At 52.1% G+C, this 21,094-nt stretch carries 23 protein-coding genes; 13 read left to right on the top strand and 10 right to left on the bottom strand.

Going from position 1 to position 21,094, the window contains the following annotated elements; translation table 11 throughout:
- Nucleotides 1–3: 3 nt before the first annotated feature.
- From AArcSt2_RS05775 to AArcSt2_RS05755, 5 genes are all read left to right on the top strand, one after another.
- Nucleotides 4–969 carry a S49 family peptidase gene (locus AArcSt2_RS05775; RefSeq protein WP_250583398.1) on the top strand — a complete coding sequence of 322 codons (966 nt, stop codon included), beginning with the start codon at nucleotides 4–6 and terminating at the stop codon, nucleotides 967–969.
- The gene (locus AArcSt2_RS05770; RefSeq protein ID WP_174651939.1) at nucleotides 962–2,071 is read left to right on the top strand and encodes a hypothetical protein; all 1,110 of its coding nucleotides are present in this window, start codon (nucleotides 962–964) and stop codon (nucleotides 2,069–2,071) included. The genes AArcSt2_RS05775 and AArcSt2_RS05770 overlap by 8 nt, the downstream gene beginning before the upstream one ends.
- Before the next feature lie 66 nt (nucleotides 2,072–2,137).
- Nucleotides 2,138–3,205, top strand: coding sequence for an anthranilate phosphoribosyltransferase (locus AArcSt2_RS05765; protein WP_174651938.1), 1,068 nt, complete (start codon nucleotides 2,138–2,140; stop codon nucleotides 3,203–3,205).
- Nucleotides 3,206–3,410: 205 nt separating this feature from the next.
- A complete protein-coding gene (locus AArcSt2_RS05760; RefSeq protein WP_174651937.1) occupies nucleotides 3,411–4,613 on the top strand; it encodes an ABC transporter substrate-binding protein in 1,203 nt (400 codons plus the stop codon).
- 157 nt (nucleotides 4,614–4,770) lie between these two features.
- Nucleotides 4,771–6,390, top strand: coding sequence for an ABC transporter permease (locus AArcSt2_RS05755; protein ID WP_425493648.1), 1,620 nt, complete (start codon nucleotides 4,771–4,773; stop codon nucleotides 6,388–6,390).
- Nucleotides 6,391–6,397: 7 nt separating this feature from the next.
- Here AArcSt2_RS05755 and AArcSt2_RS05750 read toward each other — a convergent pair whose 3' ends face one another.
- On the bottom strand, nucleotides 6,398–7,363 hold the full coding sequence (locus AArcSt2_RS05750) for a succinylglutamate desuccinylase/aspartoacylase family protein (RefSeq protein WP_174651935.1): 966 nt from the start codon (nucleotides 7,361–7,363) through the stop codon (nucleotides 6,398–6,400).
- 91 nt (nucleotides 7,364–7,454) lie between these two features.
- Here AArcSt2_RS05750 and arsN2 point away from each other — a divergent pair, with 91 nt between their 5' ends.
- Nucleotides 7,455–7,919: an arsenic resistance N-acetyltransferase ArsN2 gene (gene arsN2, locus AArcSt2_RS05745; protein ID WP_250583397.1), complete on the top strand. Its 465-nt coding sequence runs from the start codon at nucleotides 7,455–7,457 to the stop codon at nucleotides 7,917–7,919.
- 5 nt (nucleotides 7,920–7,924) lie between these two features.
- On the opposite strand, the gene AArcSt2_RS05740 is transcribed toward arsN2, so the two are convergent.
- From AArcSt2_RS05740 to AArcSt2_RS05730, 3 genes are all read right to left on the bottom strand, one after another.
- Complete coding sequence (locus tag AArcSt2_RS05740) at nucleotides 7,925–9,040, bottom strand: acyltransferase (protein WP_250583396.1); 1,116 nt, start codon at nucleotides 9,038–9,040, stop codon at nucleotides 7,925–7,927.
- Nucleotides 9,041–9,216: 176 nt separating this feature from the next.
- Nucleotides 9,217–10,515: a 5'-deoxyadenosine deaminase gene (locus AArcSt2_RS05735; RefSeq protein ID WP_250583395.1), complete on the bottom strand. Its 1,299-nt coding sequence runs from the start codon at nucleotides 10,513–10,515 to the stop codon at nucleotides 9,217–9,219.
- A 62-nt stretch (nucleotides 10,516–10,577) separates the two neighbouring features.
- Entirely contained in the window at nucleotides 10,578–10,772 is a 195-nt protein-coding gene (locus AArcSt2_RS05730; RefSeq protein ID WP_174651931.1) for a XapX domain-containing protein, read from the bottom strand.
- A gap of 86 nt (nucleotides 10,773–10,858) precedes the next feature.
- On the opposite strand from AArcSt2_RS05730, the gene AArcSt2_RS05725 reads away from it, so the two are divergent.
- From AArcSt2_RS05725 to AArcSt2_RS05710, 4 genes are all read left to right on the top strand, one after another.
- Nucleotides 10,859–11,377 (top strand): peptidylprolyl isomerase, encoded by a 519-nt coding sequence (locus AArcSt2_RS05725; RefSeq protein ID WP_174651930.1) that lies wholly within the window; start codon nucleotides 10,859–10,861, stop codon nucleotides 11,375–11,377.
- A gap of 123 nt (nucleotides 11,378–11,500) precedes the next feature.
- Complete coding sequence (locus tag AArcSt2_RS05720; RefSeq protein ID WP_250583394.1) at nucleotides 11,501–11,845, top strand: DUF5802 family protein; 345 nt, start codon at nucleotides 11,501–11,503, stop codon at nucleotides 11,843–11,845.
- 51 nt (nucleotides 11,846–11,896) lie between these two features.
- Complete coding sequence (locus tag AArcSt2_RS05715) at nucleotides 11,897–12,796, top strand: Vms1/Ankzf1 family peptidyl-tRNA hydrolase (RefSeq protein ID WP_250583393.1); 900 nt, start codon at nucleotides 11,897–11,899, stop codon at nucleotides 12,794–12,796.
- Nucleotides 12,797–12,937: 141 nt separating this feature from the next.
- The gene (locus tag AArcSt2_RS05710) at nucleotides 12,938–14,299 is read left to right on the top strand and encodes a methyl-accepting chemotaxis protein (protein ID WP_250583392.1); all 1,362 of its coding nucleotides are present in this window, start codon (nucleotides 12,938–12,940) and stop codon (nucleotides 14,297–14,299) included.
- Nucleotides 14,300–14,322: 23 nt separating this feature from the next.
- Here the strand turns inward: AArcSt2_RS05710 and AArcSt2_RS05705 are convergent, their stop codons facing one another.
- Together AArcSt2_RS05705 and AArcSt2_RS05700 are read right to left on the bottom strand one after the other, a co-directional pair.
- Nucleotides 14,323–14,790: a universal stress protein gene (locus AArcSt2_RS05705; RefSeq protein WP_250583391.1), complete on the bottom strand. Its 468-nt coding sequence runs from the start codon at nucleotides 14,788–14,790 to the stop codon at nucleotides 14,323–14,325.
- Between the two features lies 1 nt (nucleotide 14,791).
- Entirely contained in the window at nucleotides 14,792–15,220 is a 429-nt protein-coding gene (locus AArcSt2_RS05700) for a universal stress protein (protein WP_250583390.1), read from the bottom strand.
- A gap of 115 nt (nucleotides 15,221–15,335) precedes the next feature.
- On the opposite strand from AArcSt2_RS05700, the gene AArcSt2_RS05695 reads away from it, so the two are divergent.
- Nucleotides 15,336–16,376: an N-acetyltransferase DgcN family protein gene (locus tag AArcSt2_RS05695; RefSeq protein ID WP_250583389.1), complete on the top strand. Its 1,041-nt coding sequence runs from the start codon at nucleotides 15,336–15,338 to the stop codon at nucleotides 16,374–16,376.
- The gene (locus AArcSt2_RS05690) at nucleotides 16,373–17,413 is read left to right on the top strand and encodes a dipeptide epimerase (RefSeq protein WP_250583388.1); all 1,041 of its coding nucleotides are present in this window, start codon (nucleotides 16,373–16,375) and stop codon (nucleotides 17,411–17,413) included. The genes AArcSt2_RS05695 and AArcSt2_RS05690 overlap by 4 nt, the downstream gene beginning before the upstream one ends.
- Nucleotides 17,414–17,428: 15 nt before the next feature.
- On the opposite strand, the gene AArcSt2_RS05685 is transcribed toward AArcSt2_RS05690, so the two are convergent.
- Nucleotides 17,429–18,436: a DUF7972 family membrane protein gene (locus AArcSt2_RS05685; RefSeq protein WP_250583387.1), complete on the bottom strand. Its 1,008-nt coding sequence runs from the start codon at nucleotides 18,434–18,436 to the stop codon at nucleotides 17,429–17,431.
- A gap of 81 nt (nucleotides 18,437–18,517) precedes the next feature.
- Nucleotides 18,518–19,384, bottom strand: coding sequence for a PspA/IM30 family protein (locus AArcSt2_RS05680; RefSeq protein WP_250583386.1), 867 nt, complete (start codon nucleotides 19,382–19,384; stop codon nucleotides 18,518–18,520).
- Between the two features lie 53 nt (nucleotides 19,385–19,437).
- On the opposite strand from AArcSt2_RS05680, the gene AArcSt2_RS05675 reads away from it, so the two are divergent.
- The gene (locus AArcSt2_RS05675; protein WP_250583385.1) at nucleotides 19,438–20,055 is read left to right on the top strand and encodes a dienelactone hydrolase family protein; all 618 of its coding nucleotides are present in this window, start codon (nucleotides 19,438–19,440) and stop codon (nucleotides 20,053–20,055) included.
- Here AArcSt2_RS05675 and fer read toward each other — a convergent pair.
- Nucleotides 20,052–20,708, bottom strand: coding sequence for a ferredoxin Fer (gene fer / locus AArcSt2_RS05670; protein ID WP_250583384.1), 657 nt, complete (start codon nucleotides 20,706–20,708; stop codon nucleotides 20,052–20,054). The genes AArcSt2_RS05675 and fer overlap by 4 nt on opposite strands.
- 42 nt (nucleotides 20,709–20,750) lie before the next feature.
- Nucleotides 20,751–21,080 (bottom strand): transcription factor S, encoded by a 330-nt coding sequence (locus AArcSt2_RS05665; protein WP_174654446.1) that lies wholly within the window; start codon nucleotides 21,078–21,080, stop codon nucleotides 20,751–20,753.
- Nucleotides 21,081–21,094: the final 14 nt, after the last annotated feature.

Raw genomic sequence — 21,094 nt, 5'->3', positions numbered from 1 at the left:
TGTATGCGTGATGCACTCCGATCGATACATATGCGAGCAACGAGCTCGTTCACGCTTGTGGTGCTCGCAGCGCTTGTGGTTGGACTTGCAATCGCACCGTTCGCGACTGGTGGACTCTCTGGCAGCTCATCGGGAACCGTTGCGGTGATTCCAATCGAGGGAACGATCGACGGTGAGCGAACCGCTACTGTGACGCAGTCACTCGAAACAGCCCGCAATGACGACTCGATTGTCGCTGTCGTGCTTGTCGCAAATAGTGGTGGCGGCGGTGCCGCAGCGAGCGAGGAGCTCTACATGCAGGTTCAACGAACCGCAGACGAGATGCCGGTCGTTGCATCAGTTGATGCCGTTGCCGCCTCTGGGGCATACTATGCAATAGCACCGAGCGAAGAAATATATGTCAAACCAGCCTCCCAAGTTGGGAGTGTTGGTGTACTTGCAACGCTTCCACCACCGTTGGAACCAAACGAGGACATTTCGACAACCGGTCCAGCAAAGCTTTCCGGTGGAGAACAGCGCGCACTTGAACACGAACTTGAGACGCTTCGCGGTTCATTTGTGAATGCGACATTTGAGAGCAGAGGCGATCGCCTTGACATCTCTGAGGCTGAACTCTCATACGCTCGCACGTACGCAGGACATGATGCGATCGACCGTGGCTTGGCCGACACGATTGGCGATCGGCAGTCTGCAGTCGAACACGCAGCAACTAGCGCCGGAGTCGATCAGTACGATACGACGGTTATCCGTGGGAATGGGGCGGTTACCTTTGTCTCACAAGCCGCCTATGTGAGTGCAGATACGCCGCAGAAAGAGTCCATCTCGTTTACAACATTCATCGGTAACGAATCAAGCGGTCCGGTTGTACTCCTCATGCAACCAGAGCTTGTTACAACGAGTTCGATCGTCCACAACGAGACTGAGACAACTGAGACACCAATCGTGCCGGACGGTGATGATGATGCGTAACGAGCCCTCCATTCTTGGCTATGCGCTCATCTTTTGTTTCGTCGTGGCGGCTGTGTTAGGAGCAAGTATGCTCTTTGCAGGCGTGTTTGCACCCACACAGTCTCCCGCAGAGCCGTACGACGCAACCGCATTTGATGAGTCGGTTCGATCAGTCCCACTCGACGCAAGCGGTGACATCGATCCCGACGTCGACGCTGAAAACTCCGGGACCGTTCTCATTGACACTGCACATGGTAACCAGTTTGATCGTGAAGATATTCTTCCGCTTATTGAAGCACTCGAACAGCAGAACTACACAGTACGGTTTCATTCCGGTGGTGAGCTTGAAACGGCACTCGCAGCGGCAGACGCATATGTCGTTATTGGCCCACAACAGACCCACAGCGTAGACGAAGTTGCCACAGTCGAGTCGTTTGCTGATAGCGGCGGTCGCGTGATGTTGTTTGGTGAGCCCGATCGCGTACTGCTTGTTTCGGATGGATTCGGCGTTTCCTCGATACGAGAACGAACAACACTCTCCGGTCTAGGGGGTGCATTTGGGATGACGTTTGACCCACAGTTCGTCTATGATATGGAGAGAAACGATGGCGGATATAAACAGGTCATTGCAACACCGACCGACACAACCGATATTAGTAGTGAAGACGGTATTGTACTTTCGATCCCTGGCGAAGTCCGATCGGAGAGCGGAACGGTACTCCTTGAATCAAGCGAGACTGCAAGCCGTGCAGGAGCAGCCGAAAATCGGGTGCACAGTCTTGCGGTCGTTGATGGAAACGTACTCGCTGTTGGCGATAGCAGCTTCCTCGGTGTTACCCGGTACAATATCGGTGACACAAATGAGTTCATTGCGCTGCTTGTCGAGTTTGCCGTGAGCGGTGATCGAGAAACAACAGAGGCTGATGAGACAGGCGATACGGGAGATTCGGACGCTGGCGACGGTACAGAGGGTGAAGATGGGGCGGATAGTGAAGAGCCGGTTCCACCGGAAGAGCCTGATGATCCTGAAGATCCGGACGACCCAGAAGATCCCGATGACCCGGACGACCCAGAAGATCCCGATGATCCAGATGACCCGGACGCACCACCTGAAGAAGAGTAGCACACCTTTTTTGAACCTCTGAGAATGAACGCGGGGTTTTTGCGACACTAACCCGTAGCCGAGCGTATGTCAGACAACTCTGCGACGTTCGGCGAGTGGCCGCTAAAACGATTGATGACTGAAGTCTGTGGATCGGGACCAAAATCTGCAGAAGATCTCACTCGGGAACAGGCACAAGAAGCAATCCGCCGGATTTTCGCTGGCGAACCAGACGAGACAACACTCGGTGCATTCTGGCTTGCAAATCGTTGGAAACACAATAATCCCGAAGAGCTCGCGGCATACACTGACGTAATGTGTGAACACGTTGAGTATGCTGAGCCAAGCGTTGATCCTGTTGACTGTGGTGCAAACTATGATGGCAAGCTCCGATCGGCACTCCTCGGCGTTGGTGCCGGTGTTGTCGCTGCTGCTGCTGGTACCCCAGTTGTCACGCACTCTGGCGATCGCGTCCCAACACAGAAGGGATGTGCATACAAACACGTTCTTGACGAGCTTGGTGTTGCAACAGAGCTGACACCGCGTGACTCCGCTGCAATGGTTGATGAAACTGGCTTTGGGTTCTACTACCAGCCAGCATTCAATCCTGTCGTTGACGACCTCAACGAACGGCGAGATAAGATGGGCGTCCGGACGTTCTTCAACACCATTGAGACGATCGCCAACCCGGCAAACGCAAACGTTCACCTTGGCTCGTTCTACCACCTTGCGTTCGCGAAAAAGATGGTTGACACGTTCGATGCAAGCGAACATCACGACCTCGATCGCGTGATCATGTTCCAAGGAATGGAAGGCTACGACGATATCCGTCCGGGATACACCAAAGTTGCCGAGTGGACCAACGGGGAGTTCACCGACTACGAGATCGAAACCGCAAACTACGGTATGGACTTCGAAACCGAAGACTTGGGTGTCGATAAAGACGACGTGGAAGGACACTCTGCAAAGATCACGACGGAAGTGCTCGCTGGCGATCGAGATGACCAGTTTGCAGATGCAATCGCACTGAACGCTGCGTTCCGTATCTACGCACGCGAGGATGCTGCTGATCTCGAGCAAGGGCTCGAAATGGCCCGTGCTGCGATCGATGATGGCAGCGCTGAAGCCGTACTTGAAGAACTCCAGGCATTCTGACCGCGTAGCGACTCTTATTTTTAGGACTGCCTAAAAAACGACACATATAAGTGTTTTAGGACTCCCTAAACTAATAGGGCGTGGATGTCACGGATCTACCATGCTATCTTAAACCTCGAATAGCTTGTTTTTGAGCCTTCTAACGGGGTTCTAGAAAGATCAAACCGATAGTTATTTATTTTTAGGTTGGCCTAAAACAAAATAGATGATGAGAAACAGCGGACCACATCGACCGACACGTCGACGATCATTTCTTGCGACAACCGGGCTTGCTGTTGCTGGCATTGCTAGCCTCTCGGGCTGTCTTGGAGGTGACGGGAACGGTGCTGATGAAAATGGTAACGGTTCTGTAAGCGGAAGCACCGACTCCGCTCCAAGCACCGTTGCTGAGGCCGAGCCGCTTGGTGAGCCTGTCGATTCTACGGCAGTATCGTGGGATGATCTTGGTGATCTTGAGGGTGAGATTGTCGTCTACTGTGGCCGCACCCGCGACCAGATCGACCCTGTGTTTCGGGCGCTCGACGATCGCTACGACAGCCTCACCGTCACGGTCGACTACGACGACAACGACGTCCATGTCAACCAACTCCTCCAAGAAGGTGACGCCACACCAGCAGACCTGATGTACTCACAGGATCCGGGTGCACTTGGTGAGCTCGAACGTGGTGAGGTTGCCCAACAGCTTCCAGAAGATATTATTAACGCAGTCCAAGAGAGCTGGCGTGAGCCAAACGGCTACTGGACCGGTGTTACGGGGCGTGTCAGAGCAGTTCAGTACAACACTGAGCGGTGGGATGGAACTGTAGACGATCTCCCAACTGATATCATGGAATATGCATACGACGAACGATTCCAAAATATTATTTCTACCCGTCCAAACTCCGGAACGTTCCGGGCATTTATTCAGGCTATGGTCGAACTTGAAGGGGAGTCTGAAACTCGCGATTGGGTGAGTGCAATGGTTAATGATCAAAACGCACAGCTGTTCTCCGGCGGTACAAGCCAAGCGGAAGCGGTTAACAACGGTGCAGATGACGACCCAATTGTTGGTCTCGGAAATCAATACTACGCAGCACGGATTCTCAACGAGAATCCTGATGCGCCGATTAGCGCATCTTTCACCGAGAATGATGCTGGCTGTCTATTCAACGTTGCAGGGGTTGCTGCTACAAACGCGACCGATAATCCACAGCTCGTTGCAGAGTTCATCCGTCACTTAATCGCTGCAGAGGGCCAAGAGTTCATGATGGACGCAAACGGAGAATACCCCGTCGTGGACGGAATTGAGTACGTTGGAGACCTCCCCGCACTTGAAGATATTAACCCACCGGAGTTCGATTTAAGCAGCTTTGATATGGATATCGCTGCCGCAAACGATCTCCTCCGCGAAGAAGGAATGACAGTCTAAAATCGGATACCCAACACGTCGAACCTACGTCTGCCCATACCAAGCGATCGCAGCACTTCTTCGCATTCTTGGACGACGCATCCAAGAGGTTCAAAAGCCCTGAACACATACCAAAGACACATCTGCCGCTGTCTGCGCATCCATACAGGCAAAGAGTATGAAAGCAGTTACAACCTATCTCACTAATTCGTCGACCTTAACCCGAATCCGATTGCATCTGACTGGTCTCAGCCAGCCGATGTATTTGGTTGCACTGGCGAGTGCACTCGTTGCATTTCTTGTCGTCACCCCGATGATCTGGGTCGTTCGGGAAGCAACATCTGTTGAACTCTCACACGCACTCAGCCTTGTTGCGTCAGCCGAAACCGCGTGGATTACGATTAATAGCCTCACCCTGATGGTCTTTGTCACGCTACTTTCTATCCTTCTTGGTGTCCCCCTTGCGATGCTTACAACGCGGACTGATCTTCCGCATCCTCGACTGTGGACGATCGTTGCAGCGTTACCGCTTGTGATTCCAAGCTACATCGGAGCAATCGCGTTTGTAGCGGTCTTCGGTCCTGGTGGCGAACTGGATACACTCTTTGGGATTACCCTCCCACGCATTGTCGGCCTTCCCGGTGCAATTCTCATTATTACACTGTACACCTATCCGTACGTTTTCTTGACAACTCGTGCTGCACTCTTGTCGATCGACAGTTCGTTGATCGACGCGGCTCGAACACTCAACGCAGGTCGGATTGAAGCGTTTAGGCGGGTAACGCTGCCACAGATTCGTCCAGGGATCGCAGCCGGTGCACTGTTGGCTGCACTCTATGCAGTCTCTGATTTTGGAACGCCAGCATTCATGCAGGTTCGGGTATTCACGAGCACAATCTACTGGGAGTTTAGCGGATTTGCAGTCGAGTATGCTGCACTGCTTGCACTGCAGTTGGTCGCGATCGTTGCGGTCATTCTTGTTATTGAGGCCGGAATCGGCCGCGATGAGGATGCAAGCGGCGGCACAGATACCGTCAATACAGTCCGGCTTGGCCGGTGGAAGTGGCCTGCGATGGGGTTCATTTCGACACTTGGCTTTGTCACCCTTGCACTCCCAGTTGCGATCTTTGCAAGTTGGCTCGTCCGCAGTCAGGGTGACACTGTTCCGTCACTTGAATTCCAGCCGATGTTTGCACTCAACTCTGTTCGATTAGCGGTATTGGCCGCAATCGTTGCCTGTCTGTTTGCACTTCCGGTCGCATACTACTCTGGACGGACGAACTCGCTTATTTCGCGGATTCTCGAACGAACCACGTACATCGGATTTGCGGTTCCAGGCATTGTCATCGGTCTTGCGCTGGTCTTTTTGGGAACGCGAACGCTTCCGTCACTCTATCGACAAGGTGTCTGGTTGCTCGTCTTTGCGTACGTGATCCGATTCCTCCCGCAAGCAGTTGGGACCGTTCGATCGTCAGTCCTACAGGTTGATGACAGTGTGATCGAAGCATCCCGAACGCTCAACGCCGGACCGATCGAAACATTCCGCCGAGTGACAATGCCAATGATCGTTCCGGGTATGGTTGCTGGTGCAGTATTGGTCTTTCTCACAACAATGAAGGAACTCCCAATGACGCTTATGCTCCAGCCGGTTGGGATGGATACGCTTGTCAGTATCATTTGGGATGCCCAAGCAACGCTTCATTACCGGTATGCTGCAATCCCTGCGCTGCTGTTGATTCTTATTTCGGGGCTTACAATGATTGTAATGCTTCGTCAAGAAGGGTATACTGTGAGCTAATCGTTGTTTACGCAATCCGTTCGGCAACACCAATTAGTGTCGATCCACCCGTCACTGTTGCCTCTCTTGCGATCGAATACAAAATCCCATCTCGATCGGCGGTCACTGTCTGTAGCGCTTCATATGTTGTTGGATCATATACTGTGCCAAAGCTGTCGCCCTCGGAAACGTCCTGCCCAAGTGTGATATCTGTTCGTGGGACAAACAACCCTGCATCGGTCGCACGGACTCGACCAAGATGATTTCGGGCTCGAGTACCATCCCACTCAGGAACTGGCTGTTCACGCAGATCGTATGCTGCTAGTACGTTGAACATCCCGGTTACACCGGCATCGATCGCCGGCTCAACAAGCTGTTTGCTATGTGCAAGCTCCGGCGTGATTGACGGAATGCCCTCCCGTGTTGCGGCAACTCTGAACTTCCCGCCAAAGTTTCGCTCGGACCACTCGGTTGAGGCGCTATCACCAGCGGCCTCCGCAAGCAGGAGATCGGTCCCGAACGCTTCGGCTAACCGTTTAGATTCGTCATTGCCATCCATATATACCGTATGCGTAAGCATTGTTGGACTCCCAGTGTGCAGGTCAACGATCGCATCCGCGCTGCTTGCATAGCTCCAGAGGGTGGCTGCCATTCGTTCATGGAGTGAGCCATCTGCATCACCCGGCCAGCACCGATTCATATTATCGTTGACTGAATCCAGAATCTCAGGCGTCGTATACGAGACTCGATCGAACGTGAGCGGATCTGCAACTGGGACCGCAATGAGCGTCCCGTGTAGCTTGGTTTCGTTTGCAATGAGTTGCTCGTGAAGTCGACGAAGCACTTCAGTCCCGTTTACTTCGCGGCCATGCTGTGCGGCTTGGACATACAACGTTGGGCCATCGCTGTCTGGATCGCCATATGTGTGAACTGTTGTTTCGATCTTGACTCCTGATGGGAGGCGGGCAAGCGTGACCCGTTCTGCGGTATGCATATCTGAACCTCACCGGCAACCTGTATAGTTCGTTTGACTCCAATGAGGCGTAAACTGATACTGATTGCACGAAAACAGTACATCACCACCCATGGTTGCTCACGATTCACCAGATACGTTTGCACTCACACAAGCCGCACCGAGTGAACTCTCATACGGTCGTGAACTCCTCGACACCTGTGGTCTCCCAACAGCAGATGTCACTGCAGAGATGTTGTACATCGCAACCGTTGATGGAGTTCGCATTGGTGTTGGTGGGCTTGAACAGTCTGGATCAGTCGGGCTGCTTCGATCGATTGCGATCGACCCTGCGTATCAAGGCAATGGCTATGGAGTCGCTCTCTGTAGTGAAATCGAACAGGTTGCGATGGATGCAGGAATCACCCAGCTGTTTTTATTGACGACAACGGCAGCCCACTTTTTTCAACAGTCCGGATATACTCAGATTGACCGAGAAATGGCTCCACCGGTAATTCAGCAGACAACGCAGTTCAGCGAACTGTGTCCACAACAAGCAACGTGTTTGCGGAAACAACTATCTGCAGCTTCCGAGTGAGCACGTTATCGCTGCGGTTGTTTCGATCGGATATGCGGCCAAGATGGAAGATGTGAGCCACCAATCTCAATTACATGCAGCCGATGGAGTATCAAATAGACCGCTAACGCACCAAAGAATGTTGCAGGAGTAAACAGCAGGTGCCAGAGTATGACGACCACACTGTGTGTACTTACAGCCAGGATCGCATCCCCTACTTGTTCAAATACAAATAATACTGGCGGGTGAACGACATAGATTCCAACTGCGTATGCTCCCCACGATGGGAGCGGGGTGGATTCACCCAGTGACGGACGAGAGAGCAGGAATATGAACAGTGCAAGCGTCGAGACCGCGGTGAACAGTGTATACGTTGGTGAGTAGACGCCCGCACTGAACGTTTGACCCGGAAGCCAGTATCCCAATATAAACCGTTCAACTACATGCAGCAGTCCAAAGACGATCGTCACCGCCAGATACAGTGTGCTTCGATCTCGCGTAGGCTGCCACTCGCTTGTATACACATAGTAGCCCATTGTTGTGTAGAAGAATCCAAAGAAGAGCCCATCTCGGAACTGAAACGAGAGGTCAATAACCATCGTATAGCTTGCTGCAAGCAACCCAACAAGGTGGAGTCCGACCGACACAGGAAGCAGATACCGCTCTGTTTCCGTGACAACAAACACCGAAATCGCGGCAAGCGAAACAAAGAGCGCTGGGAGGAACCACAAAATCTCGGATACCGAGGTACCATAGTAGAGTAGTTCGATCGGTGAAACCGTACGCATAAGGTGCGCAGCTACCGCACGCGGAACCGACTCTCCTGCAGCATATGCTGACGTGACTGTTCCAGATACGAACACTGGAAGTGCAAGGACAATTCCTAAGAGGTACAACGAACCGATCGAACTGAACCGCCGCCGAAGATACGGCCAAACCGGACCATCGGCTGTCTTCATCGCAAAAAAGTATCCTGCCGTAATAAAGAAGAATGGGACCGCAAATCGGCCAACGGTTTCAAGCAGAAAGTTGAGCACGTTTCCATACCCTCCAACTCCTGCGAATGGGTTTGTGTGAATAACGACCACAAACAGCATTGCAATAATACGCATCGAGTCGATACTATAGACTCGGGTAGCCATTATCGAAATACAGTAGCAAAAATATATTACTGTTCTCAAATTGTATTCGGATCTGTACTTCTTATTTGATCATGATTCATCAGAAACATCCACTATACTACAAAACCCAGTATAATACGATATATTTGAATACGCTCTAACGTCGTATATTCACCACAACACGATCACCAACCGTTTCAAAAAGAGAATCCGTCTGCAATTACGTGTGCTTGCGATCGGATTCGATCGGCATCAACACGGATATGCTCACTATCCTCATACAACACCTCGCCGTCAACCATCGTAAACACAACATCATCGCCGTGCGCTGAAAACACAAGATGTGAGAGGACGTCATGTAGCGGGGTTGCGCGAGTGATGTCCGTTCGGAGACCGATAATGTCTGCTTTCCATCCCTCCCGGAGTGCACCAACCTGATCGAAGCCCGCTGCTTGGGCTCCATTTGTCGTTGCCATCTGTAAGATCGCTCCTGCTGGTGTCGTTGTTGGATCGAGCGTTTCGACCTTCTGTAACAGGCTTGCTTGCCGCATCTCGGTAAATGGATCGAGCGTATTGTTACACGGCGGGCCGTCGTTTCCGAGTGCAACGTTGATTCCTCGATCGAGATAATCGACGATCGGTGCAATGCCTGAGGCCAACTTCATATTCGAGGACGGACAGTACGTGACCGTCGTGTTCGTCTCTGCGAGGATCTCTCGCTCGCGATCGGTCGTGTGCACACAATGTGCTAATGTTACATCCGGGCCAGTGAGCCCAACCTCATCTAACCATTCGATATTCCGCATTCCGGTGTCAGCCTCAACAGCCGCGATTTCGTCCTTGTTTTCGCTTGCGTGCGTATGAATCGTCACGTTCTCATATGTATCTGCCAACGCTCGCGACCCACGGAGACACGCCTCCGTACAGCTAACCGCAAACCGAGGGGTGAGCGCATAGCCAATTCGACCATTTGCGGCCCCATTGTACTGTTTGATCAGCCGCTCGGAATCAGCCAACGCCTCCTCAGTTGGCTCCATGAGGCCCTCGGGTGAGTCCTTATCCATCATCACCTTTCCAAGTCGTCCACGAATGCCTGCGTCGATCGCTGCTTCAAACGCTGCGTCGGCGTGGTTTACGGAGAGGTGATCGATTGCCGTCGTTGTCCCTGATTCAACCAGTTCGAGATAGCCGAGCTCTGCGGCAACACGCATCTCATCCGCGTCCAGTGAGGCTTCCATCGGAAGGACGTACTCAAAAAGCCACTCGAGAAGTGCGTCATCATCTGCGATCCCTCGACCAAGCGACTGGACAGAGTGAATGTGACCGCCAACCAACCCCGGTGCAATCAGATCGAACGATCGTTCTTCATGGTCTGGATAGCGATCTGAAACCGTCTCATACGGGCCAACCGCTTCGATGTGGTCATCACTAACAACGACTGCACCGTGTTCATACACCGTTTCGGGGTCTGCGAGGACCGTACCTGCGAGAAGCATCCATCACCGTCAGATGCGGTCGGGGGCTAAGAGTGTACGGGTTCGATCGGCGCCGGTGACAGTTACAACCCAAGTGCCGCCACGATATCGTACCCGATCTCAAACCGTGAGATGAGTTTGTATCCAACATACACACCCACAATTCCCATGACCCCCGAAAATTCCGGTGGCGCTGGGATGGGAACATTGAAAAATGCAAACAGGCCCCCAGCGATTGCACCCGTGATAAGTGCGAGTATAGTCAGCGTAATATCCATACTATCGATATTTCAGAAGGACTGAAAACCACCACGATCGGCGTCGATCCCAGCAGGGTTTTCAGGGATGGACCCAATATCTGTGTATGAGCAATCCAACCGCAGTTATTCACACGAATCACGGCGACATTACCGTCGAACTCTTTGAAGAACGTGCCCCACGAACGGTTGATAATTTTGTCGGCCTCGCAACCGGTGCAAAAGACTGGGAAGACCCAGAAACCGGCGAAACGGTAAGCGGCGAACCGCTGTATGAGGATATTATTTTCCACCGCATCATTGATGACTTCATGATTCAAGGTGGTGACCCAACCGGAACCGGTCGTGGTGGGCCAGGCTACCAGTTCGATGACGAGTTCCACGACGACCTTCGCCATGACTCTGCAGGGGTTCTCTCGATGGCGAACGCAGGCCCGAACACCAACGGCTCACAGTTCTTTATCACGCTTGCTGCAACACCGCATCTTGATGGCCGCCACTCGGTGTTCGGGAAGGTAACTGATGGAATGGACGTTGTCGAAGCGATCGGCTCTGTCCCGACTGGACGAAACGACAAACCACGCGAGGACGTTGTTATCGAGTCGATCGACGTTAGCTGGGAATAAGTCAACACTCCATCAAATTCTCTTATTTTCACATTCGATAGCCGAAAGACCACTGAATGTAGTCCAATATAAGGGTTTTTACGAACGTTTATCAATTGCTATGTGGTATGGTGACATGTACCGATGTTTGAACGTTTTTCGAGCGGCTACTACCTGGGGGAAATGTACGTTGAGCCATATGACGGTGACTGTGCTGTCATCCAACGCAATGATCATGAATACGTCAACAAACAGCTCTATACATCCGGTGACGGCGTAGAGCGGATCGACGCACCACTCGTAATGAAACTGGAGGGCACGCATTTCCCGGTTCACGGTGACGACTCCGTCCCGACTGGAACGCTTGTCATCCCTGATTCGCTATCGATCGACACCCTCCCAACACGGCGTGAGGTGCTCCTTGCAGAGGGCGACCGTGCAATGGAACTACTCCGGTATTCGGGATGGCAATCGGCTCCGGGGACCTAATCCAATCGTTGATACCATACGTTTCAAGATGCTTCGGGTGTCCCATTTGGTATGCTTGATGAGCTGTTGGGTCGCGCGGAGCTCAAACGACAGATCGAGGAACTACAAGAGGAGAAACACCACCTCGAACGGCGTGTCGAGGCTGAAGAAGAGCGCCGATCGGATGCCGCAAGCGCACGCCAAGCGGCCGAAGAGCGGGTAAACCGACTAGAAGACCGGCTCACCTCCCTGCAAGACACCGTCGATCGACTGCAAGCACAATCGACGGAGACGAGCCAAACTGTCCGAAGCGAAACTGACCTTTCTGGGGAGGCACTTGAAAGATTTTGTGATCAGCTTCGATCGGTCCAAAGCGGGCCAGAAGGCGCACTTACTGTAACCGTCACCGATGAACGAGCGCTTCCTGAGTCTGTGACGGAGGCATTTGATGGGGTCACAGAACTCGTCCGTCGAGCAGCGCCTGGTATTGCGTATGCCGATGATTTTGGACTGATTCGGGCAGTTGTTCGGCCACCAATCCACCCTGAACAGATCGATCGGTGGGATTCGGAGTTTGTCGTTGATCGACGGTGGTTCGAACCAACTGGTTCGTTTGCATTTGGTGTCGTCAGATCGGATCTGTTTGCGCTTGGTGAGTATGATGAACGCACTCGCCAGACGTTTACTGGCTTTGAGAGCGATGTCAAATCCGACCATTCAAAAGGTGGGTACTCACAGGGTCGATTCGAGCGGATTCGTGATGAGCAGATTGCAGACCACCTCGATCGAGTTGAAGAAACGCTCCGTGATCGGAATGCTGAGAAGCTTATCCTTGTTGGTGAACAGACCGTTCTTGACGATCTGGATGTCGGTGCGGATGTTGTTCAGACAACTGACGCTCGCGGAAAGCCGAAAGATGCCCTTGAACAGGCATTCCACGACTTTTGGACTGCCCGAGTGTACGTGTTATAGGCAGCTATGTCCTAGTGTTGCTGTCAAGAGTTGCTGCTTGCCGATTCGTATCGTTTGCTAGATCGAATTTAGTTCTCATACATGATAATTAAAGGACATAAATGATCACGTTATAATATCGTCAATTCGCAAACAAACTACATGGCAACCGTTGACCGGGCGAACGGAGCAGAAACCTACAAAGAACTACTCGAATTTCAAAAGCCTGATAACCAGAAAACAAAAGAAGAACTCCTGCGCGAGCGCGATGAGTGGAAGCATGCATTTAATCAACTGATCGAAACATTTCCGGAACCAATCTTTGCCGTAGACAACGAACGGAAACTCCGGTACTTCAACAGCGAAGCCGAAAACGCCTATGGGCGCTCGAAAGACGAAGCGATCGGGACGGAAGGGTACAAATTCTTTGGAACAGAGGGTGAATCCGAGATTCTTGCCGAAACTGTTGCCCGAACCGAGCAAACAGTTTGGGAAAAGGAGTTCCGGAAGGTTCCAACACCGGAGGGACACCTGTGGAACCGATCGATGGCAGTCCCGATCGAAACGCTTGACGGGGCCGTTATTGGTGCCGTAGAACTAACTCCAATTGTTACCGACATCGTTGAAGCTCGAAACAAGATGGCAAAAGCACAGGAACAGGTTACAGAGAATGTCATGGAGAATGTTGATACGCTTCGAGCGAACGCTGAGTCGGTGGCAGACTCCTCTTCGGCAGGGGCAACGATTGCGGTTGAACAACATGATAAAGCAACAGCGGTAAAAAACGAAGTTTCGGATCTGAGTGCAAGTATTGAGGAAGTTGCAGCAACGGCACATCAAGTGACCGAAAGTAGCGACCACGCCCAAGAACTTGCGGTTGACGGACAAACAGAAGCTGCAGAGGCGATCGATCGGATGACGTCCGTGACAAATGCGTCGTCACAGATGGCTGAAGATGTTGATGAACTCCGCGCACAACTTGATGAGATCGATGATATTGTTGAGGTCATCCATGATATTGCAGACCAGACGAATATGCTTGCACTGAACGCATCGATCGAGGCTGCACGAGCCGATGAGGCTGGTGCAGGGTTCGCTGTTGTTGCAGATGAGGTGAAATCTCTCGCAGAAGAGTCTCAAAAAAATGCGACAGAGATTGAGAAATCTGTCCAACAGATCATCGCTACAGCAACCGAAACGATCGAGAGCATCGATGAGACAAATAACCAACTCGTCGATGCAACAGGGCGAACCGAGCAGGTAATGGAGAATCTTTCGGCTATCACTGATGCGGTCAAGCAAACTGCACAGGGAACGAAAGAAGTCTCACACGTGACCGATGACCAAGCAGCGAATGCCGAAGAAATTGCAACGCTAATTGATGAGCTAGCAGTACATGCAAACTCGCTCGCGGATGAAGTAAAAACCATCAAGCAGGCAAACCAAGGGCAGGTTGAGTTGGTTACTGACATCGAACAGAGCGTTGCCGAGTTGGCTGCCCTGATCGCAGATTTGGATCTCTAACCGACTTTGCAGTACGATCTGTTTCAGTCGAGTTGTTCAGTTGTTTGTTCGCGCCCACTCCCAACCAAGAGCACCGAAATTCGCTCATTGAGCTCCGTGAGCCGATCGGTAAGTCGCCAACGCCCAAACCGAGAGCGATCCGTGAGCACCGATCGATCGAGCACAAACAGATCAATCGCTTCTGATTCAAGATACTGTGGAACTACGTCCTCTGGCTCCCCCCGAAGCACTGCTGCATCAATGCGAACATCATGTAGTGATCGGAGCGCATTTGCTTCCTCAATAAGTTGTGATTCTGCGTCGTCGATCGCTGTGATTGTTCCGGGTCCAAAGTATCGATTCCCATCTGCAGGATCAATAACCGCAATAAGAGACAGTGTTGCACCTGTACTTGCAGCGATCGCTGCTGCTTGTTTCGTTACCGGGCCAACCGTATGATCATCATCAACCAGTACGAGAATCCGGTCCGGAGTGCCATCAGTCGCAGTCATGTTAACGGGCCACGGTTACTGGTACTGATGCGCGCCGAACGACGGTCTCTGCCACGCTTCCTAACAACAACCGTTTTGCACCATCTCTGCCGCGGCTTCCCATCACGATTGCGTCAATCTCGGCTTCCGGATCGTCAGCATAGTCGACGATTGCTCTTGCGGCACTTCCGTTTTCAATAGCTGTTTCAACGGTTCGGTCTGGTTCAATCTGTTCGCGTACCGTCTCAAATAATTTGTTGGCGTCTTCGCGTTGAGCCGCTACAGTCTCTTCAGTGTGCATGATTATTGCATCTGGGTGTGGAGCGCCATCACTTGGTGACAGTACGTGTAATAACACAAACTCTGCGTCCGGATAGAGGGTTTCGGCGTAAGAGAGTGCGGACGTTGACTGCTCAGAGCCATCGATCGGAACGAGAATACGCTGTGACATAGCTCATACTTCCATGTCCTCAGTGTAAAAACAGGGGGGAGCCCAGGGGAGATGTATACCGGCGTTCCATGCAACCTCCCACCGATTTATAGGGTCGCAAGTCATTCCACCGAGTATGACTACGACCGCTGGTTCGACTCGTCGTATTGCGATTCTCGCACATGAAAAATTCCCAGACCGTGCAAAAACTGCACTTGGCGTCATCCGCTACGGCGGTGACGAGATTGTGGCGGTTCTTGACCGTGACAACGCGGGCTCATCTGTGACGGATCATGTTTCTGACGTGCGGGATGCTCCGATCGTTGATTCCTTTGCAGCGATCGACAACGATGTTGATGCACTGCTTATCGGAATTGCACCGATCGGCGGCGGATTCGATGAAAGCTGGCGAGACGACGTTGAAACTGCAATCAGAGCCGGCTGTGACATTATTGCTGGACTTCACTACTTCCTCAATGAAGACGAGGAACTCGTTTCGCTTGCTGAAGAACACGGGGTTGAGCTTGTTGACGTCCGAAAGCCAAAAGATGACCTCACCGTCAGCCAAGGGATTGCGGATCAGGTTGACGCACACGTTGCGCTCACCGTCGGTACCGACTGCTCTGTCGGGAAGATGACCGTTGCACTGGAAGTGGTTGAGGCCGCAAAAGAAGCCGGTATTGATGCTGCACTTATTCCAACCGGACAGACGGGAATTATGATTGAGGGGTGGGGAAACCCGATCGATCGTGTGGTCTCTGATTTCACCGCTGGCGCTGTTGAAGAGATGATCCTTGACGTTGGTGATGAGTACGATCTCCTTGTCGTCGAAGGGCAGGGGACAATCATTCATCCGGCATACTCTGCTGTCACCTGTGGTATTCTGCATGGATCGATGGCTGAGTCGCTCATCCTCTGTCACGTCGCCGGCCGAGAAGCAATCCATGGATATGAGGATGTTTCGATCCCATCAATCGACACCTACGTTGAGCTCTATGAATCGCTCGCAGCACCGGTGTTTGACACCGAAATTGTCGCAGGTGCACTCAACACGCGAAAGCTAGATGATGATGGAGCACAGCAAGCGGTTGACACGTACGCAGACGAGCTTGGACTTCCTGCAACCGACCCAGTTCGATTTGACGCGGCAACCATTGTGGAGGGACTCGACCTATGAGTCTCTCTACGTCGTTTGAGCGAATCTCGCTCCCGCTTGAAAATCCGTTTACGATCGCTCGCGGCACCCAAACCCATGCAGAGAACGTTGTCGTCAACATCACTGACGAGGGGGGAATGACCGGAGTTGGGGCAGCCGCCCCCGCTGGACACTACGGTGAAACAGTTGAGACGGTTGAAGCCGTTCTCCCTCGGCTGCTTTCGGTTGTCGAGCGGATTGACGACCCACACGCACTCGAAGCCATTGAGCGTGAACTCAAACATGCAGTGAACGACAACCCCGCGGCACGCTGTGCGATTTCGATCGCCCTGCACGACCTTGCTGCGAAGCGACTTGGGGTCCCACTCTACAAACTGTGGGGACTGGATGCAAGCCAAACCCCAAAAACCTCCTTTACGATCGGGCTTGATGAAACTGATGTTGTCCGAGAGAAGACCGCAGACGCTGTGAAGGCGGGCTACGACGTATTAAAGATCAAACTTGGAACCGATAGAGACGAAGAGCTCATCTCCGCAGTTCGCGATGAAGCTCCTGATGCAACGATCCGAGTTGATGCAAACGAGGCATGGACCCCCCGTGAAACGGTGCAGATGAGCCATGTCCTCGCAGAGTATGGTGTTGAGTTTATTGAACAGCCAGTTCCAGCAGAGAATCCATCTGGTCTCAAATTTGCATATGAACGATCGGTGTTGCCGATCGCTGCTGATGAATCCTGCATCACGCTTGAAGATATTCCACAGATTGCAGACAAAGCCGATATTGCAAATCTAAAACTCATGAAGTGCGGGGGGTTATACGAGGCACAGCGAATGATTCACACCGCTCACGCACATGGGATGGAAGTCATGCTCGGCTGTATGGTTGAATCAAACGCTGCGATCGCTGCTGGCTGTCATCTTGCACCGCTTTTGGACTACGCCGACCTCGACGGGGCGTTGTTGCTTGCAGATGATCCATATGACGGGGTGCCACTACCAAATGGTGAGATTGATCTAACAGGCATCGATCGGCCAGGAATCGGCGCAGTGCAGCCGTAGCTGAGACTAGCTGTTTCACGTTTCGTTTGTGCGAGTTCTAAGAATAAACGGCCCCATTGCAAGCGTTCGCTTTGCGACGGTCGTGATCCGGAACATATGCGAAAGCAAGAGGACGAATGGGAGAATTACGATCGCAACGGCAATTGCAATAACGAGAACCAACGCGTCAACACCTAATAGCGTCCCAGTCACACGTTCCGGATTGAGAAACAACCCAATCCAGATCCCTGTGACAAGTGATGGGAGTGCAACGTACATGATTGATCGCGAGAGGTTGATTAACTCCCACTGAAAATACAACGTTTTAAAATGTTCTCTTGCCGGTGCAAACAGCGTTAACACCGAAAGCAGATCTTCAAACAGTTCCGCCTCTGTATCGTCAAGCGCGGGTTCATGTGTTGCGTGGAGCTCTCGGCCACGATGAAGATACGAAGAGTACGCAAAATTCAGCGCTGCAGAGATCATATCGAACGTCCCAAATTCCGTTCCTGAAAGCGATGTTGCGATCGAGTCCGTATCCGAAACTAACGTGTGAAGGTATGATTCGAGTTCGTCTGTTTCGCCTGTGCTGTTGGCAAGTGACTCTGCAAGCGCTGTTGCTTTTGTGTTGATCTCTATAACAATCACCTGCATGAACGAGCTTGGCTCTGCGGGGCTCACTGCTTGTGGGAGATATGACTCAACAGTTTGTTGGAACGAAATCGAGGCATCCATCCGCTCTTTTTGATCACCCACGGCACCGAGCTCCTGTGAGAGTACGAGTTGTCCAATACTGACAATCAGCGTCACCGCCGTGATTGTTGTCGTGACAAATCCGACAAACAACTCACCAATGAGCGGATCTTCTGTGACTACCTCACGAAACATCTCCGGAACGGCAACACCTGCAGCAACGACACCAAGAGCAACACTCCCCGTCAGAACGGTTGTCAACTGCCAGCGATCGGCTTCCATAAGCACCCACAGCCGAATCCGACTGCTCGTGCCCCGCTCCTGCATTGTGGATCCGCTTGTGGCATCCATGCCACAGCTACACTGTCAGAAGATAAACAGCTACGGAGCCATCAGATAGAACAACTCTCGTCGGTGTTGATAGATGGACTGTTATTTGTCTTCTTGGAGCTCTTCGAGCTCTGCTTCGATCTCCGCATCATCGACCGCAACATCAAGATCCTCAAGCTCCTCGTCAAGTTCATCGCTGTCTGAACCACCATCTGCATCAACAGCCGTACTCTCGGTTTCGGCCGCTGGCTCCGTCTCTTCAACAGGCGCTGATTTCCCCATCTCCGCTTTCAACGTATCAAGCTCTGCATCTACTTCGCCGCCCTGACGGAGCTCATCAAGCTCTCGATCGAGATCGTCTTTATCGGACATTGCATTCTCTAACGCGCCGGTTTCTTGGAGCTCATCCATGGCTGCCGACCGCGCCTCCATCTCGTCGGTTCGCTCTTCAGCGCGCTCAATCGCACGACTGACGTCTTCCATCTCGTCGCCAACACCAGTCATTGCTTCCGACACACGAGTTGATGCTTCTGCAGCCTCGTATCGGGCTTTCATCGTCTCTTTCTTTGTGCGGAACTCTTCGATTTGGTTCTGCAGCTCGTTTTTCTTTTCAACCAGATTATCTTGGGTAGTTTGGAGATTTGCAATCTGTCCTTCGAGCTCTTCGATCTGCTGCATCTTCGATTTCTTCTTTTCGAGTGCCCTGCGTGCGAGATCATCGCGGTCCTGCTGGACCGCTTCACGCGCCTGCTCGTTGTGTTTTTCAACGTTCTCTTCGAGCCGGCGTTTTTGGATTTCGAGCCGTTTTTTTTGTGTTGTTAGATCTGCAATTCCCTGTTTGACATCCTGTAGTTCATCTCGCATCTGTTCATACGAGTAATCAAGCGTCTCTGTCGGGTCCTCTGCCCGATTAAGAATCGCGTTGATTTTTGACCGAATAACGTAGGAGGTGCGCGAAAGGATTCCCATACATCATAATGGAACACGCTGGGCTTAAAACCTGATACACTCTCTCCGTAGATATGGGAAAACGTATCACGCTCCCTGGCGTTCGGGACACGCCTGCATCACTTGATCGGGCTGTAAACACCGCACACACTGTTGTCATTGCGTGTCCACCACATCCACAACACCGTGGTCATCGTGGTGATACTCGTCTTGTTACGATCAGCGACCAGCTAACCGATCGGGGGGTTGACTGTCTCCGGTTCGACTACGGCCCATGGGACGACGGGTACGGTGAGTGTACTGACGCTGACAACGCAGTTTCGTGGGCAACCGATCGCTACGATCGGGTTGCGCTTGCTGGGTTCAGTTTCGGTGGGGCTGTTGGGCTCATTACCGCTGCGGGTCGAGGTGATGTTACGGCGGTGAGTGCGCTTGCTCCAACGGCCCAACTCAACCCCGATGCAGATGCCGTGGCTGCACTCTCACATCTTGTATGTCCCGCACAGATTGTGTATGCAACGAGAGATACAACGGCAGATTGGGAGCCACTCGTCGATCGGGCTCGGGAACTACAGACAACAGATATGGATATTTCACTAACCGAATTTGCAGCGGATCACTTTTTCATTGGCCGAGAGACACAAGTTGCAGAACCGATCGCATCGTTTCTTGCAGCTAAACTCAAACACTAGTCGTCCGCTTGGACCTTGCTAAACGGCCCCGGCGGCAACCGAAGTTCCTCGAGATCAGGAAGCGCTTTGATATTGAAAACGACTTTCATATCCGTCTCTGTTGGCTGTCCAAGACAGGAGAGCCGAATACCGCGATCGATCATCTCATCCGGGAGGATATGATCGACTGGCTGGAGGATGTCTCCTTCAATCACTGCGACAGCACAGTTTGCACAGGCACCGCCACGACAGGCATACGGCCAGGTAAATCCGTAGCGCTCGGCAGCCTCCAAAAGCGATTCACCCGGTTGGACAATCAACTCTCCAAAATCCTCTCGATCAAGCGCTGCATCCTCAGCCTCCGAAAATAACTCTTCATCCGTTAGTTCCCAGCCATGATCGTCGAATGTCTCAAAATTAAGATACTGAACGGTGAACGTTTTTGGGACATCCGGTTCAGGGGTTTCTACAGTTTCTTGTTCGTGTTGAATATCCTGTGTTCTGTGTGCCGTTCCTGCCTTGATATCTTCATACGCAGCTTTGACAAGTTGGAACTCCTCCATTGTCCCGCCATGGTCGGGGTGTGCCTCTTTTACTCGATGTTTGTACGCTGCTTTGATCTCCCCGTCAGTTGCATCTGCAGCGACTCCTAACACATCGTAGGGAGAATCCATGTCCCACATTAGGCTGATTCGAGCAAAAGGATTGGGTTTGTGTTAGTTATATCCACGCCACCTCCGACCACATTCTTTACATTTAAAAAATCGGGTTGGTGGCTCATCCGCAGAGGCCGTCTGTTTAATCGTATACCATGCTTCGCCATGACCACAGTTGTCGCAAATGACGTCCTTTGCTGTCGGCTTTCCTTCGAACGCAGCGCCTTCTTCGGTTTCAATGAGTTCATCGTCGCTTTGTTTCTCTGTTGAAATGAACTGTGCTGCACGCTCCTCGTCCCGATCGTTTTCAGCACCACAGTCATCGTTCGTACAAACCATTGTGCCACCGTTCGAAACCATTATTGAACCACAAGCATCGCAAAACTGCATACAGCCCACTACGT

The organism is Natronocalculus amylovorans, assembly GCF_023638035.1.
In the GTDB taxonomy this organism is placed as follows: Archaea; Halobacteriota; Halobacteria; order Halobacteriales; family Haloferacaceae; genus Natronocalculus; species Natronocalculus amylovorans.
Note: the sequence above shows the minus strand (reverse complement) of the source record. Positions and strands in the feature narration are given on the sequence as shown.